Source organism: Hymenobacter segetis (assembly GCF_038448715.1).
In the GTDB taxonomy this organism is placed as follows: Bacteria; Bacteroidota; Bacteroidia; order Cytophagales; family Hymenobacteraceae; genus Hymenobacter; species Hymenobacter segetis.
The window spans coordinates 60,566-76,472 of record NZ_JBCEVZ010000016.1; the positions used below are offsets into that span (position 1 = coordinate 60,566).

Consider the following 15,907-nt stretch of genomic DNA (forward strand, 5'->3'; position numbering starts at 1 on the left):
TTGTTTTCTTATCGTAATTATGTTTCATAACTCCACTTTGCGGCGCCTCACGCTTTGCGGCCTGCTGCTCACGGCGGCCACTAGCTGCGACGTTCTGACCCAGGACGTGCCCACGGCCCTGACCAAGGAAGATGCTTTTGCCAACGCGACGAAGATTCAGCAAACGGCGATTGGTATGTACGACCAATTGCAAAATGCCGAATTCCTCGGGGGCCGCGCGCTGATTTACAGCGATATCCGCAGCGATGACACCAACCCGGCGTCTTTCTTCGGCAACATCGGCACGCTCAACCCCCTGGCGGGCGATGGCACGGTGCTCCTCGCCTGGACCGGCGGCTACCGCAGCCTGTACGGTGCCAATTTCTTCCTGCAGGAAATAGCTAAGAATTCGGGCAAAGTACCAGCTGCGCTGGAAGCCAACTACATCGGCGAAGCCAAATTCATCCGGGCTCTTATCTATTTCCACTTGGTGAACCTGTGGGCTCAGCCCTACAACTTCACGCCCGATGCCTCGCACCCTGGCGTGGTGTTGCAGCTCACCGCTCCCGACGCTGGCACTGCCTTCGACGACAGCCAGAGCAAGCCGCGCGCTACGGTGAAGCAAGTGTACACGCAGATGGAAACCGATTTGACGGATGCCATCGCGGCCTTGCCCGAAACGTACGCTACCGATTTTGAAAAGACCGGCCGCGCCACCAAGGATGCGGCTCGTACGCTGCTTTCGCGCATCTACCTCTACGAAGGACGCTACGCCGATGCCGCCGCCATGGCGGGCACGGTAATCAGCGGCGGTCGTCACAGCCTCGGTGCCTCGCCGGCAGTGCCATTCACGGCTGCTACGTTCAACAACCCGGAATCCATTTTCTCCGTGGCCATGAACGTAAATGACAACCCCAATACGAACAACGCATTGGGCCAGCATTACCTGAAGCGTGCCGACATCAGCGTAAACCCTTACGCTTTGATTCCGCTCAGCCAGTTCCCGTTGGCCGACCGTCGTCGGACGCTGTTGCTGTTGCCGACGGCCGTGCCTGCGTCGACTACGTCGCCGCTCATTTTCACGCAGAAATACAAAGAGGCCTCTGCTGACTATGTTCCCATCGCCCGCTACGCCGAAACCCTGCTCAACCGCGCAGAAGGCCTGGCTCAGACGGCTACCGGCGTGAGCCCCGAAGCCATCACATTGCTCAACCAAGTGCGTGACCGTTCGAAGCCTGCAACCTCGGCTTCGTACACCGTGGCTGACTTCGCGGACAAAAATGCCCTCATTGAGGCTATTTTGTTGGAGCGTCGCCTGGAGCTGGCGTTCGAAGGCCACCGTTACTACGACCTGATGCGCTACAAGCGTAACTCTAGCCGTGTGAACTACGGTGCTGACCGTGCGATTCTGCCGATTCCTCTGGTAGACATCCAGCAGAACTCCAGACTGGTACAGAACCCTGGTTACTAACCGGTCTTGTATAGCAAAAAAAAGCCCTGGCCAATATGGCCAGGGCTTTTTTTTGCGCTTGCTCCTCACAAAATGTATTGGCTCAGGTCGCGGTTTTTCACCATGCTATTCAGCCGCTCATCTACCAGGCCGGCGGTGATGAGGATGCGGGCATTGGCCCCAATCTTATCCGGCACGTCGTAGAGAATGTCGTTGAGCAGGCGGCTCATTACGGTGTGCAGGCGGCGGGCCCCAATATTCTCCACCTCAGCGTTGACCTCGAAGGCAATTTCGGCCACGCGCTCCAGCGCAGCGTCTTCGAAGGTTAGTTCTACTTCCTCGGCTTTCAGCAGGGCCTCGTATTGCTTGGTGAGGGCGTTTTTGGGGTCTTTGAGAATGCGGAAGAAGTCTTCCTTGGTCAGGCTTTGCAGCTCGACGCGGATAGGGAAGCGGCCTTGCAGCTCGGGGATGAGGTCGCTGGGCTTGGAGACGTGGAAGGCTCCGGCGGCGATGAACAGGATGTGGTCGGTGTTGACGATGCCGTACTTGGTGTTCACAGCCGAGCCTTCCACGATGGGCAGCAGGTCGCGCTGCACGCCCTGGCGGCTCACGTCGGGGCCACCGCCGCCGCTTTTGCCGCCGCTGCTGGCCACTTTGTCAATCTCATCGATGAAGATGATGCCGGCGTTTTCGCACTGGCGCACGGCTTCGTCCTTCACCTCGTCCAGGTCGATGAGCTTGGCGGCTTCTTCGTCGAGGAGGAGCTTGCGGGCTTCGGCCACGGTCACTTTGCGCTTGCGGGTTTTCTTGGGCATCATGTTGCCCAGCATATCCTGCAGGCCCGAGAGGGTGCCTTCGTCCATGCCGGGAGGCGCGCCCATCACCCCGATGCTGGGGCCGGGCTGCGCCACCTGGATTTCGATTTTGCGGTCTTCGAGCTCGCCGTTTTTAATTTTCTGGCGGAACCGCTCGCGGGTGCGCTCGTTGAGCTCGGCATCGGAATGGGGTACGTCATCCCCTCCCCCACTGCCGAAGCCGAGGCCGGTTTTAGCCCCAGTGGGCTGCGAGATGGCGGGAATGAGGGCGTCAAGAATCAACTCTTCCACGGCGTCGGCGGCCTGGGCTTTTACGGCTTCCTGGCGGCGGGCTTTCACGCGGTTGAAGGACTGCTCGGCGAGGTCGCGCACCATGCTTTCCACGTCGCGGCCTACGTAGCCTACTTCGGTGAATTTGCTGGCTTCGACTTTTACAAAAGGCGCATCGGCGAGGTGGGCCAGGCGACGGGCAATTTCGGTTTTGCCCACGCCGGTGGCCCCAATCATGAGGATGTTGTTGGGCACGATTTCGGCCTGCATATCCAGCGGGGCGTGGAGGCGGCGCCAGCGGTTGCGTAGTGCAATGGCCACGTGGCGCTTGGCCTCGTGCTGGCCGATGATGTACTTATCGAGTTCGGCCACGATTTGGGCCGGGGTCAGGAAATCTTGGTTGAGCATGGGCAGTGTACGGAAACGAGGTAATGAAAGAACGTCATGCAGAGCGCAGCGAAGCAGCTTGCCCGCAATAAGTAATCCAATCGGTGGGTTTACTTACGGCGGGCAAGCTGCTTCGCTGCGCTCTGCATGACGTTCTGGGAAAGCAAAAACTTACGCTTACTCCTTCTTCTTAAACAGTGAATTCAAATTGCGCGAAATGGTGAAATACTCGCTGGAGCCCGCCGCCTGCAAGGTGGCGTGAGTGTAGTCAATCTGAAACGTGCTAATCTTCAGCATCACGCCAAACGACAAGCCGGCGCTGCCGCTGGTGTTGTCGAGGCGCAGCTCGCGGCGCTGCAAGTGGTTATAGGCGGCCCGCAGCTGGAAGCCCTTGCCGAGGATAAGGGCGGCGCTGGCGGTGAAGTGCCGGGCCAGGTTGTCGCCGAAACTCTTGGTGGCCTTCTTCTCATTGCCGCTGGCATCGAGCTGGCCACGGGCGTTGGGGTCGAGGTACTGAATGTCCCACTGCTGCAGGTGGTGGGCCGTGAGCGAGAAGCGCAACGGCATGTGCTCGGGCTTCACAGTGGCCCCGATTTGCACGTCGAGCGGCAGCGGGCCGCGCTCGGTACCGGGGTAGGGCGAGAACTGATAGCCGGCATTTTTCACGGCCAGGCCCGCCGTGAAGTCGGCCGTGGGGTGCTTGTACACCACGCCGGCATCGGCCACGCCGGCCAGCGAGCGGCTGCCCGCAATGCTGGACACGGCCAGCTTGGTGGTGGCCCCAAACGTGAATTTGCCCTTGGTGTAGGAATCCGTCAGGCCCACGGTGTACTCATTCACGCTGAACGTGCCCAGGCTGTTGCCGGCCGGGTCGTAGCTCTCGAAGCTGCCGTAGTTGAGGTAGGTGACGCCCACGCCGAAGCGCCCGGCCTTCTCGGTATTGAAGACGTAGGCGGCGGTGCTCTGCTTGATATCGGCCAGGTAAGCCACGTAGCTCAGGGCCAAGCGGCCGTCCATGTCGGCATTGAGCAGGGCCGGGTTGCCGTAGAGCATGGTGGGGTCGTCGTTGCGGTCCGAGACGCTCATCCCTCCCAGAGCCGCCAGATGGGCGCTGGGCGGCAGGTCCAGAAACGGAAACACGGTGCGCCCGCCCAGCTGCTGGGCCGCCGCCGGCCGCAGCCCCATCACCCCCAACAAAAGGCCAAAACCGGCCACCCGGACAGCGGAAAAATGCTTCATATTGCTAAGATAAGGGGCACCCGCGCCCCCGTTGGCAGCCTAACGCTCCACCGGCCCGAATAAGTACCCCGGTAGCACATTTTACCCCTTCGGAAGGTCCAATAGGTGCTTCGGAAGAGGGTATATGTGCTTCCGAAGCACCAACACCACCTTCCGAAGCACCTATTGGACCTTCGGAAGCACATATAGGTCTTTCCGAAGCACCAATACCTCCTTCGGAAGGACATATATGTCAAAATTTTGACCTTTCCAGCCTCCTGATGCGGTTTTCGGCCCGGCTGCTACTGCACCTCCACGCTGGGGCCGGGGGCGGGCACGGGCTCGTCGCGCACGGGCAGCTTCTGGGGGTGCGGCACCAGCTCATCGAGCAAGGCCACGCGCAGCACGTCGTCCACGCGGTCGGCGTAGTGGATGGTGAGGCCTTTGAGGTAGTCTTCCTGAATTTCCTCAATGTCCTTGCGGTTTTTGGGGCAGAGGATGATGTCCTTCATGCCGGCGCGGCGGGCGGCCAGCAGCTTCTCCTTGATGCCGCCCACGGGCAGCACCTTGCCGCGCAGGGTGATTTCGCCGGTCATGGCCAGGTGAGCGCGCACCCGGCGCTGGGTGAAGGCCGAAGCCATGCTGGTGAAGATGGCAATGCCCGCGCTGGGGCCGTCCTTGGGCACCGCGCCTTCGGGGAAGTGAATGTGCAGGTCGTACTGCTCGAATAAGCGGTAATCGATGCCAATCTCATCGGCCCGCGAGCGCAGGTAGGAAAGCGCCGTAATGGCCGATTCCTTCATTACATCGCCGAGCTGGCCCGAGAGCGTGAGCTTGCCCCGGCCCCGGCTCAGCAGGCTTTCCACGAAGAGAATGTCGCCGCCCACCGAGGTCCAGGCCAAGCCGGTTACCACGCCGGCGGTGTCGTTGTCCTGGTACTGGTCGCGGTCGAAAATAGCCGCGCCGAGGATTTTGCGGATTTCGGCCGGCTCCATCGTGGCGGGCAGGGGCTCTTTGCCGGCCTTGCGGCGGGCCAGGTTGCGCGTCACGGCGGCCAGCTTGCGCTCCAGGCCGCGCACGCCCGATTCCCGGGTGTAGTCGTCGGCCACGCGGTGCAGGGCGGCATCGGTAATTTTCACTTCGTTCTCGCCCAGGCCGTGCTCTTTGAGCTGCTTGGGCCAGAGGTGCTTGCGGGCAATCTGCACCTTCTCCTCCTGCGTGTAGCCGGTGAGGTCGATGATTTCCATGCGGTCGCGCAAGGCGGGCTGGATGGTATCGAGCGAGTTTGCCGTGGCGATGAACAGGACCTTCGAGAGGTCGTATTCTACTTCCAGGTAGTTATCGGTGAAGGTGGCGTTTTGCTCCGGGTCCAGCACTTCCAGCAACGCCGACGACGGGTCGCCGCGAAAATCACTGCTCACCTTGTCAATCTCATCGAGAATGATGACCGGGTTCGAGGCCCCGGCCTTCTTAATCTGGGCGATGATGCGGCCGGGCATGGCCCCCACGTAGGTTTTGCGATGCCCACGAATTTCGGCTTCGTCGCGCACGCCGCCGAGGCTCATGCGCACGTATTTGCGGCCCAGAGCGGTGGCAATGCTGCGTCCCAGGCTGGTTTTGCCCACGCCGGGAGGCCCGTAGAGGCACAGAATGGGCGCTTTCAAATCCTGCTTCAGCTTGAGCACGGCCAGGTATTCGAGGATGCGCTCCTTCACTTTTTCGAGGCCGAAGTGGTCGGCGTCGAGGATTTTCTTGGTTTGCTTGAGGTTGAACTTGTCCTTGGTGTACTCGCCCCAGGGCAGGTCGAGCATGAACTCGACGTAGTTCATGTTCACCGAATAATCGGGGGCCATGGGATTGGTGCGGGTCAGCTTCTCCATCTCCTTTTTGAAGTGGAGCGCCACGGCCTCGGGCCATTTCTTGGTTTCGGCGCGGGCTTTCAGGCGGTGCACGTCTTCCTCGGAGCCGTCCTGGCCCAGCTCGTCCTGCAGGGTTTTGAGCTGCTGGCGCAGGAAATACTCGCGCTGCTGGGCATCGATGCCGGTGTGGGTTTTCGAGCGAATGTCCTGCTTAATTTCCAGCAGCTCGGCCTGGCTGAGCAGGGCTTCGAGGAGCAGGCGGGCTTGCTGCTCGGGGTCGGCCAATTCCAGCAGGCGCTGCTTGGCGGGCAGGTCGAGCTGCACGTTGCTGGACAGGAAGTGCGTGAGGAAGGCCGGCGACTGAATGCCGTCGAGCATGGCCCGGGCTTCCATCGGAATCTCGGGGGTGAGTTCCAATACCTTGGTTGCGGCCTCGCGCAGGGCCTGCAAAAGGCCGAATTCGCCGGGGATTTCGGGGTTCAGCGATACTTCGGGGAAGTAGCTGACGCGGGCCACCAGCGGCGTGAAGCTCAGCTGCTCCTCCACCTTGAAGCGCACCTGGCCTTGCAGGATGATGGTAATCTGGCCATCGGGCTGCTCCAGCAGCTTGAGAATGCGGGCCAGGGTGCCCACGGAGTGCAGCTCTTCGGCGGTGGGCTCGTCGGCATCGGGGTTAAGCTGGGCTACTACGCCGAGGAGCTTGTCATCGGCGTAGGCTTTGCGCACCAGCTTCACGCTTTTTTTGCGCGTCACGGTCACGGGCAGCACCACGCCGGGGAACAGCACGGTGTTGCGCACCGGCAGAATGGGCAGCGTGGACGGGGCGTCGTCGCCGTGGAGGAGGTGTTCGGGGTCGGCGGCCATAATGGCGATGGCTTCGGGTTGGGAGTTAGCGTCGCTAAGCGTGCGAACCGGAGCCGCAGCGGAAGTATAAAAGGAGGCCAGATTCATGAAAGGGGATAAAGCAGAAGCAACGGCCGCAGGTGCCAGATTGGCAGTTTTGGGCCTTTTGATTGGGAAGATACAAGGTACGCTTTCCCGACGCGTTTGGCCTTCAAGGGCCGTGCCAGCAGGCCAAAACCGCCAAAGCGGCGCACCAGCCCCGGCGGCGGGCACCAAATATGGCTAATTCCCTAAATTGTTGGCAACTTGCGCAATATTTCATGTCGAAAACTCTACCCATGTCGGCTTTATTGCGTCGAAGCTGGTTGCTTTTGTTGCTGAGCGTGGCCACCGGGCTGCTGGCCGCGCCTACCGCGCAGGCCCAGCGCCGGCCCGCCAAACGGATTCCCGCCGCCGCCTCCCCTTCCGCCGATACCACCAGCGGCGGGGCATCGGCCGCGCCCAAAAAGGCAGTTGGCGCGCCGGCCAAAGCCAAGCCGGCCATCGCGCCCGGGACCTACCGCGTGCGCGGCCTCAACAGCCGCGTGAGCCGCAAGCTACACCTGCGGCCGGATGGTACGCCCGACTTCATTTTCATCAACAAATACCCGTTTTTTGAGGATAAGAAGGCGCTGAAGGCCATTAACAAGGCCGAAAAACGGCGGCAGTATCACCAGACGCGCCTGCTGCTGGAAGACTATGTGGCCAAGTTCGGGCCGGTCAACTTTGAGAAGAACACCAACATGCTCTGGCGGCTGGGCCAACTGCTGGAGCGCGACAGCCAGACCGTGAAAGCCAAGGCGTACTACCGCCTGGCCCTGAAGCACAGCCGCGCTGATACCAAGCGCGTGCAGCTTTACTACGACTCACTGGAGCAGAAAAACACCGACCTGTACGTGCCCCTGAAAACGTACTACGACCTAGTGGAGTACCGCAAGAATCTCAACACCTTCCACCCGCCCAAGGGCGTGTACACGAGCATGGGCGACGCCATCAACAGCAAGGCCCCAGACTACGGGCCGGCGCTGGCGGGCAATGATTCGCTGATAATTTTCAGCAGCAAGCGTAAGCGGCGCGGGCTGACCGGCGTGGTGGACGAGGACCTCTACACCTCGCACCGCGAGGGCGTGAGCTGGTCCGATGCCGAGCCGCTGCCCAAGCCCATCAACTCGCCCAACAACGAGGGCTCGGCCTGCCTGAGCAAGGACGGGAAGACGATTTATTTTGCCCGCTGCGAGTGCGCCACCTGCCACGGCAACTGCGACCTCTACACCGCCACGCGCGGCAAAGACGGCAAATGGAGCGCGCCCAGAAGCCTGGGGCCGATGGTGAATTCATTGGGCTGGGACTCGCAGCCGACGCTGTCGCAGGGCGAGGACACGCTGTATTTCGCGTCGGACCGGCTGGGCGGGTTTGGGCTGTCGGACATTTATTATACCCGCAAGCTAAAAAACGGGCAGTGGAGCCCGGCCGAGAACGTGGGGCCGGTGGTGAACACCCGCGAGAACGAGGTGAGCCCGTTTTATCACCCGCTCTACCATGTGCTGTATTTCAGCTCGCGGGGGCAATTGCTGAATTTCGGCGACTTCGACATTTACAAAACCTACCGCGTAGGCGGGCGCTGGCAGGAGCCCAAGAACATCGGCCCGCTGGTGAACGGCAAGGGGTCGGAGTATTACTTCACCATTGATAGGGAGAGTAAAAACCTGTACTATGCCCGTTCGGAGGCGCAGGAGATTAATAATCTGGACCTGTATTCCTTCCCTTTGCCGATGGAGGCGCAGCCGCTGGCCACCACCCGGGTGGAGGGCACGCTGCTGGATTCGGTGAACAGCAAGCCGCTGAAGGGCATTGTGAGCATTATTGATACCGATAATGGCGTGGAGGTGGCCAGCAAGTTTATCCGGCCCGATGGCACGTTTGACTTTGAGCTGATTGAGGGCTCGCACTACGCGATGCTGATTCAGAGCAACGATTTTTTCTCGGTGGAAAAGCAGTTTGCGCTGAAGGGCGACACGGTGATGACGCTGCTCACGAACAGCATCGACTACAAGCTGCCGCTGATTTTCAAGAACCTGGAGTTTGAGGCGGGTAAGGCCAACGTGCTGCCCAGCATGCACGCCACGCTGGACCGCATTGCGCTGTTTTTGGTGGACCATCCCACGTTCCGGCTCAGCATTTCGGGCCACACCGACACCAGCGGCGACCCCGATGTGAACGAGAAGCTCTCGCAGGACCGGGCCGAGGAAATCCGGCGCTACATCGAGCGCAAGGGCAAGCTGGCTCCTAATCGCATCGAGAGTTTCGGCTACGGCTCCAGCCACCCGCTCAAGGACGAGGTGACCGAGGCCGATGCCAAGGTAAACCGCCGCGTGGAGTTCAAGCTGGTGAAGCCCGATGGCGACAAGCCGGCCGACGGCGGCGGGGCCTGGAAGTAGGAGCGGCTTCTTCGAGCACTATGAAAACGGGCTCAAAAACAGGTTTCAGCCGCTACTCGACAGCTAATACCCGCACCGTTTTACCATTGAAGGCGGCCTCCTGGCCGGCCCGCAACCCTTTCAGCGCCACGGCGACCGGCGCGGCGGGTGATATGGCGAATACATCCGTCCCATCCAGCTTGCCGGCGCTGATGCTGATGTAGAACCGGCCCAGGCTGGTATGCACGAGGGCCCCGGGGCGCACGGTGTCGCAGGGGGCATCGGGGCTGAGGCGGGCGAGCTCGGCTTGCAGCTGCTGGGCCTGCTGCATGTGAGCGGCGTTGCGGTCGCGCTCGGCGTTGGCCATTTCGCGGCCGGTTTCATACTTGTCGCCAGCGCTGCTCTTGGTTTCGGAGGAGGAGGATTCCTGGGCGGCCTGCATGGCGGTGCGGGCGGCGGCAATGCGCTGCTCGATGAAGGCGTGGCAAAGGGCGTGGAGGGCGGGTTTGGTCATTAATTCGGCTTAATCAATACCCAGGACACTTTGGCGCTGGGAGTAGCTATTTCGGATGGCTCAATTGAATCTCGGTCTTTACCCATTGGGCCCCGTTGGAAGATGTATTCCAAGCCGATGTGCTCTTCTGTGCCAGCCGATGCGATTTGCATATTCTCCACAAATTCGTGCGGAGCTACCCGCACTGCTGGCACGGCAGCTTTCAATTGGCCCGATGTAGAGCCAACGTGAATGCCTGCTGCGGTTTTATAGGTTGGATGCAATACGATAAAGCCACTGACTTTCTTGGTTTGCTCACTCAGAAAGTAGATGAATAGTTTCTGCCCCGCACTGCTTACTGTAATGGCATCGGGCTTGCCGTTGCTGCCATCGAAGCCGTATTTGGCGAGGTAGGTTGGGGTGAAGGAAAAGCCCTGATAGGTCTCTTTTAGCTTCGCAATGGGCATCCCAATCCGCGCCTTGCCCACGGAGGTTTCGGTAATAGTCGGCACATCAGGAAAGGCGGCGGGCGGCGCTTGACTGATGCTGCCGGAGAGTAGCAGCCAGCAGCTGAAGAGGCTAAGAAACTTGCGCATGGGGCTAAGTTAAACGGATAATAATCCCTCCGCCACCTTCCTATCATTCCCCAGGCGCGGCACCTTGTTCTGGCCGCCCAGCCGGCCCAGGCTTTTCATGTAGCGCTGGAAGGCCCCGGTGGGTAGCAACGTGAGCTGTAGCGGCACGAGGATGTTGCCCCGACGCAGGTCGTCGTAGTAAGTGTTGCGGCGGCGAAGGGCCGTATCCAGCGCGGCGGCGAAGGCGGCGGGGTCGTGCGGCTCACGCCCAAACTCCACCAGCCACTCGTGGCGCGAGGGCGTGGCGGGGTCGTCGCTCACGAGCGGGGCCACGGTGAATTCGGTGACTTCGACCTCGGGGGTTTGGGCCATCACTTCGCGCAGGGCCTGCTCCACCTCCTCCCCTATCACGTGCTCGCCGAAGGCCGAGAGGAAGTGCTTGATGCGGCCCGTGACTACCACGCGGTGCGGGCGCAGGCTCACGAAGCGCACCGTGTCGCCGAGGGAGTAGCCCCACAGGCCGGCGTTGGAGGTGAGGACCACGGCGTAGTTGCGGTCCAGCTCCACGTCGGCGATGGTGAGGCGGGGTGCGTCGGGCTCGAAGAACCGCTCAGCGGGGATGAATTCGTAGAAGATGCCGCTGTTCAGCAGCAGCAGCAGGCCGGGGTTGCCGGGCTCGTCCTGGAAGGCCAGGAAGCCCTCGGAGGCGGGGAACAGCTCGATGCTGTCCACCGGCCGGCCGATGCTTTCGAAGAGCTTGGCGCGGTAGGGCTCGAAATTGACGCCGCCGTAGACGAACAGGTTGAAATCGGGAAACAGGTCCTTGATGGGCCGGCCGGTGCGGGCCGTGAGGCGGTCGAAATACATCTGCACCCAAGGCGGAATGCCGGATATCAGGGTCATCCGCTGGCCTAGCGTTTCGTCCACGATGCGCTCCAGCTTGGTTTCCCAGTCCTCGATGATGTTGGTGGCGTAGCTGGGCAGCTGGTTGCGGCGCAGGTACGCCGGCACGTGGTGGTTGGCAATGCCCGAGAGCCGGCCCGTGCGGATGCCGTGGTGCATTTCCAGCTCCGGCGAACCCGACAGGAATATCAGCTTGCCATCGAGAAACCGGCTGCGGCCGGTGCGGTAGATGTAGTACAAAAGCGCATCCCGGGCCCCCTCGATGTGGTTGGGGATGCTGTCCTTCGTAATCGGGATGTACTTGGTGCCGGAAGTGGTGCCGCTAGTTTTGGCCAGATACAGCGGCCGGCCGGGCCAGAGCACGTTGGCCTCGCCGGCCTGCGTGCGGTCGAAGTAAGGTTTTAGGGCCTCGTAGTCGCGCACGGACACCTGCCGGGCCAAATCGGCGGGCGTGCGGATGCTGCCTAGGTCGTGGGCGCGGCCAAAGGCAGTGCCGGCCGCCGTGGCGGTGAGTTTCGCCAGCAGCTCGCGCTGGGTGGTTTCGGGGCGGTGCTGCCAGCGCGCGTAGCGGCGGGCAATGTAGCGGGCCAGGGGCTGGCTCAGGGTGGCTTTCAATCCCATAAATCCGAAGTAAAAGGCCGTTGGAAGGGCTGCGAAGGTACGTTGGCCGAGGCCGGCCGGGGCGGCGTGGGCAACCTGCGTAGCTTGCCGCCGTTAGGGCTTGGGGCGGGCCGTTACGGCGGCAAGCTAAAGCGTAACTCACCACTTCACCATTTCCCAACTTACCACATCATGGCAGACCATGCAGGCAAAGCCGTCTGGAACGGCGACATCAAAGGCAGCGGCACCCTCACCACCGACAGCGGCCTCCTCAACGCGCCCTACTCGGTAGGCAGCCGCTTCGAAGGCAAGCCCGGCACCAATCCCGAAGAGCTCATCGGCGCGGCCCACGCTGGCTGCTACACCATGTACCTCACCAGCGTGCTCACCAAGCACGGCCACTCGGTCGAGAGCATCACCACGACCAGCACCGTGACGATGAACCCCAACAACGGCCACCCCGTCATCGAGCACATCCACCTCACCACCGAGGGCCACGTCACCGGCGGTAATATCACCGCCGACGACTTCCAGAAGCACGCCGAAGATGCCAAGGCCAACTGCCCGGTATCGAAAGTGCTGGCCGCCGTGCCCAAAATGACGCTGGAAGCGAAGTTTGTAGGCTAGGTTTCGCTGGTCGAACAATGAAATAAGAACGTCATGCTGAGCGTAGCCGAAGCATCTCTACCGCAGTAGTAATCAAGTTTACTATTGCGGGCAAGATGCTTCGCTATGCTCTGCATGACGTTCTTGCTTTTGCTGACTCTCGTTCTTTTCGGTCCCTGACAACCGACAACTAGCGACTAGCAACTAAATTTGTCCCTATGCCCACTGGTACCACTCGCATCCGCCTCCGCCCCGCCAACAACTCCCGCGTCCCGTTCTGGGGCCAACTCGCCATCGGCCTGTTCTGGCTTGCCTATGTACTGTTTGGGATATTAAGCAACACCGGCGCGACGGACTACCACTTCCTGCACTGGGTGTTCCTGGTTTTCACGTTCGTATACCTCGGCTACGTGCTGGTGAACAATGCCCCCATTTTTGGCACCCAGAGCTACCTCGAATTCACCCCCGGCTACATCGTGCACAAAAACGGCCTGTTCCGCCCCAAGCAGGTATTCGCCGCCGAGAACATCACCGCCCTGGAGCTTAAGCCCGCAGTATTGCGCGTGCGCCAGAAGGACGGCGAAATCTACGCCCTCAATCTGCGCGAGGTGAAAGGCAAAATGCGCAAAACGCGCTTCCGCGAGCAGGTGCGGGCCTTCGCCACCAAACACAACCTGCCCTTGCAGGAAGTTAGCCCGACGGCAGCCGCCTAAACAACATCCTTCAGCAACGCGAAGGGGCTCCAGATACTAATCTGGAGCCCCTTTGCTATTGATGCTGGTTTGACCGAGAGGCCCTACTTCTTGGCAAACTTCTTCCGCAACTCGTCCACTTGGTCGCGGAATTTCTTATCTGAATCCACCAAGTCCGACACGGTTTGCACGGAGTGCATCACGGTGGTATGGTCGCGGCCACCGAAGTGAAAGCCGATGGTTTTCAGCGTGTGCGCGGTGTGGTGCTTGGCGAAGTACATGGCAACCTGGCGGGCTGTCACCACTTCCTTTTTGCGGGTTTTATCCTTCAGCAAATCGACGGAGATGCTGAAATACGCGGCCACGGTCTTCTGGATGAAGTCGAGGTTGACCTCGGCCTCCACCTCCTCGATGATGTGGCGCAACGCCTGCTTCACCATTTCCAGGTCGATATCGCGCCGCGACAAGCTGCTCTGGGCTACCAGCGAGGCGATGACACCTTCCAACTCGCGCACGTTGGTGTGCACCGAATTGGCGAGGTAATCTACCACATGGTCCGGCGGAATATCGATGCCGTCCTGCTCCATCTTATTGCGGATGATGGCAACGCGCGTCTCGAAATCCGGACTTTGCACGTCGGCCGTCAGGCCCCACTTGAAGCGGTTCAGCAGGCGGTCCTCCAGACCCAGCAGGTCCTTGGGGGGTCGGTCGGAGGTCATCACAATCTGCTTGCCCGACTGGTGCAGGTGATTGAAGATGTGAAAGAACATCTCCTGCGTCTTGCCCTTATTGGCCAGAAACTGCACGTCGTCCAGAATCAGCGCATCAACCTGCAGATAGAAGTTCGCGAAGTCCTGCACCTGCGCACGCTGCACGCTGTCGATGAACTGATTGGTGAATTTCTCGGCCGATACATACAGCACGAACCGCTCGGGCGCGGTGGCCTTGATGTGGTTGCCGATGGCCTGCACGAGGTGGGTTTTGCCCAAGCCCACGCCGCCGTAAACCATTAACGGGTTGAAGCTGGTGGTACCGGGCTTGTTGGCCACGGCAAGGCCGGCCGAGCGGGCCAGGCGGTTGCAGTCGCCCTCGATGTAGTTGTCGAAGGTATAAGAGCCGTTGAGCTGCGACGGGACGAGGTTGCCGTCCATCGGCCGGGCCTGGTCGAAGGGGTTGCGGGGCGGGGCCATCGTATCGGCCCCGCCGCCGTTGGCGAAGTTGTTGCCGCGCGGCGTGGTGCGCACCGCGCCGGAGTTCACGTAGCGGGCCGAGGCGGCACGGGCGCTGCCGGCCAGCGGGTTGCCGGCGGTCGTGCCGGGCATGGGCTGGGGGGCGTCGCGCGGGTCGGGGGCGGCCTGCTTGCGGGTGGGCGGCAGGTGCAGGGCGCGGGGCGGCGTCTGGTCGTTGCCCTGGTCCACGACTACGCTGTATTCGAGGCGGCCTTCGGAGCCCAGCTGCTGGTAGAGGGCGCGGCGCAGCTCGTCCACGTAGTGCTCCTCCAGCCAGTCGTAGAAATAGGCGCTCGGCACCTGAATGGTGAGCACGTTGCCCTTCAGTTCGACCGGTACAATGGGCTGGAACCAGGTTCTAAAGCTCTGCTCCCCGATTTCCGCCGAGATGCTGCGCAAGCAGCCAGCCCAAACCGTGCGAAAATCCTTGAGCATTTGAACGTTTGAAAGGAAACCGGCAACAAACCGGGAGCAAAAAGAAGACCGAAATCAGCCGCCCAAAGCGGGCGTTATTTTTTAGAGGGGGACAAAATTGTGGAAAACTTCGCACTTAAAAAAGCCGAAATGGGCTTGTTTATGTCGTGCTTTTAGCAGGCCGCCCGAACCGGCACTACGGCAGCGCTTGCCAGCCCGGCGCGCTTATTTTTTGTTGAAAATTCATAATCCAACCGGCCCAGGTTGATGCCCGACCAGCCCACCTGATTGATGAGCGTGGAGTGGCCGTCGGGGCTGGCGATGGGCTCGGGCGCGTCCATGAACGTGTGGGTGTGCCCGCCCAGTATGAGGTCGATACCGGAAACCTGCGCGGCCAGCTTGCGGTCATCGAGCTTGGCCTCGGCGTACTTATAGCCGAGGTGCGAGAGGCAAATGACGAGGTCGCACTTTTCGGGGCCGCGCAGCTGGGCTACCATTTCTTTGGCCTTGGCCACGGGGTCGAGGTAGATAGTCTGACCGAAGTTTTTATCGGCCACCAAGCCACTCAATTCGATGCCAATGCCGAATACGCCCACCCGGATGCCCTGCTTGTCGAACACCTTGTAGGGCGCGAAACGGCCGGCCAATGGGGTCTTCGAGAAGTCGTAGTTGGCGATGAGGAAGGGGAAAGTGGCGTGGGGCAGCTGGCGCTGGAGGCCGTCGAGGCCGTTGTCGAAGTCGTGGTTGCCGAGGGTGCTGGCGTCGTAGCCCATCTGGCTCATGAGCTTGTACTCAAGCTCGCCACCGAAGAAGTTGAAGTAGGGCGTGCCCTGGAAGATGTCGCCCGAGTCGAGCAGCAGCACATTGGGCTCTTTGCTGCGAATGTCTTTGATGAGCGCCGCGCGGCGGGCCATACCGCCCAGCCCGGCCCACTGCCCGCCATTGTCGGGAAAGGGCTCGATGCGGGAGTGCATGTCGTTGGTGTGCAGGATGGTGAGTTTGAGCGGAGCCTTGGCGGTAGCGGCGGCTTCGGCCGAGTTGGCCAGGCCGCCCAGCACGGTGAGGCCGGCGGTGCCGAGGAGGGAGTTGCGGAGGAATTCGCGACGCTTCATGATTTA

12 protein-coding genes are annotated in these 15,907 nt (G+C 61.1%); 4 read left to right on the forward strand and 8 right to left on the reverse strand.

Going from position 1 to position 15,907, the window contains the following annotated elements:
- Window positions 1-19 precede the first annotated feature (19 nt).
- Window positions 20-1,450: a RagB/SusD family nutrient uptake outer membrane protein gene (locus AAFH49_RS08865; RefSeq protein WP_342297429.1), complete on the forward strand. Its 1,431-nt coding sequence runs from the start codon at window positions 20-22 to the stop codon at window positions 1,448-1,450.
- A 65-nt stretch (window positions 1,451-1,515) separates the two neighbouring features.
- On the opposite strand, the gene hslU is transcribed toward AAFH49_RS08865, so the two are convergent.
- The 3 genes from hslU to lon form a co-directional block, all read right to left on the reverse strand.
- Window positions 1,516-2,922 carry an ATP-dependent protease ATPase subunit HslU gene (hslU, locus tag AAFH49_RS08870; protein ID WP_342297430.1) on the reverse strand — a complete coding sequence of 469 codons (1,407 nt, stop codon included), beginning with the start codon at window positions 2,920-2,922 and terminating at the stop codon, window positions 1,516-1,518.
- A gap of 156 nt (window positions 2,923-3,078) precedes the next feature.
- Window positions 3,079-4,140 carry a type IX secretion system protein PorQ gene (porQ, locus tag AAFH49_RS08875; RefSeq protein WP_342297431.1) on the reverse strand — a complete coding sequence of 354 codons (1,062 nt, stop codon included), beginning with the start codon at window positions 4,138-4,140 and terminating at the stop codon, window positions 3,079-3,081.
- A gap of 281 nt (window positions 4,141-4,421) precedes the next feature.
- Entirely contained in the window at window positions 4,422-6,929 is a 2,508-nt protein-coding gene (gene lon / locus AAFH49_RS08880; RefSeq protein WP_425293326.1) for an endopeptidase La, read from the reverse strand.
- A 212-nt stretch (window positions 6,930-7,141) separates the two neighbouring features.
- On the opposite strand from lon, the gene AAFH49_RS08885 reads away from it, so the two are divergent.
- Window positions 7,142-9,298, forward strand: a complete 2,157-nt coding sequence (locus AAFH49_RS08885; protein ID WP_342297433.1) for an OmpA family protein — start codon at window positions 7,142-7,144, stop codon at window positions 9,296-9,298.
- 52 nt (window positions 9,299-9,350) lie between these two features.
- On the opposite strand, the gene AAFH49_RS08890 is transcribed toward AAFH49_RS08885, so the two are convergent.
- From AAFH49_RS08890 to AAFH49_RS08900, 3 genes are read right to left on the reverse strand one after another with little or no spacing between them, the layout of a single operon-like run.
- A complete protein-coding gene (locus tag AAFH49_RS08890; RefSeq protein ID WP_342297435.1) occupies window positions 9,351-9,791 on the reverse strand; it encodes a 3-oxoacyl-ACP synthase in 441 nt (146 codons plus the stop codon).
- A complete protein-coding gene (locus AAFH49_RS08895; RefSeq protein ID WP_342297436.1) occupies window positions 9,791-10,366 on the reverse strand; it encodes a hypothetical protein in 576 nt (191 codons plus the stop codon). The genes AAFH49_RS08890 and AAFH49_RS08895 overlap by 1 nt, the downstream gene beginning before the upstream one ends.
- 9 nt (window positions 10,367-10,375) lie before the next feature.
- Window positions 10,376-11,869, reverse strand: coding sequence for a GH3 family acyl-acid amido synthetase (locus AAFH49_RS08900; RefSeq protein WP_342297438.1), 1,494 nt, complete (start codon window positions 11,867-11,869; stop codon window positions 10,376-10,378).
- Between the two features lie 171 nt (window positions 11,870-12,040).
- On the opposite strand from AAFH49_RS08900, the gene AAFH49_RS08905 reads away from it, so the two are divergent.
- Both AAFH49_RS08905 and AAFH49_RS08910 read left to right on the forward strand, forming a co-directional pair.
- On the forward strand, window positions 12,041-12,475 hold the full coding sequence (locus AAFH49_RS08905; protein WP_342297439.1) for an OsmC family peroxiredoxin: 435 nt from the start codon (window positions 12,041-12,043) through the stop codon (window positions 12,473-12,475).
- Window positions 12,476-12,672: 197 nt separating this feature from the next.
- Window positions 12,673-13,167: a hypothetical protein gene (locus AAFH49_RS08910; protein ID WP_342297441.1), complete on the forward strand. Its 495-nt coding sequence runs from the start codon at window positions 12,673-12,675 to the stop codon at window positions 13,165-13,167.
- Window positions 13,168-13,250: 83 nt separating this feature from the next.
- Here the strand turns inward: AAFH49_RS08910 and dnaA are convergent, their stop codons facing one another.
- Together dnaA and AAFH49_RS08920 are read right to left on the reverse strand one after the other, a co-directional pair.
- Window positions 13,251-14,810, reverse strand: a complete 1,560-nt coding sequence (gene dnaA, locus AAFH49_RS08915) for a chromosomal replication initiator protein DnaA (RefSeq protein WP_342297443.1) — start codon at window positions 14,808-14,810, stop codon at window positions 13,251-13,253.
- A gap of 152 nt (window positions 14,811-14,962) precedes the next feature.
- Window positions 14,963-15,901 carry a bifunctional metallophosphatase/5'-nucleotidase gene (locus AAFH49_RS08920; protein ID WP_342297444.1) on the reverse strand — a complete coding sequence of 313 codons (939 nt, stop codon included), beginning with the start codon at window positions 15,899-15,901 and terminating at the stop codon, window positions 14,963-14,965.
- Between the last annotated feature and the right edge of the window lie 6 nt (window positions 15,902-15,907).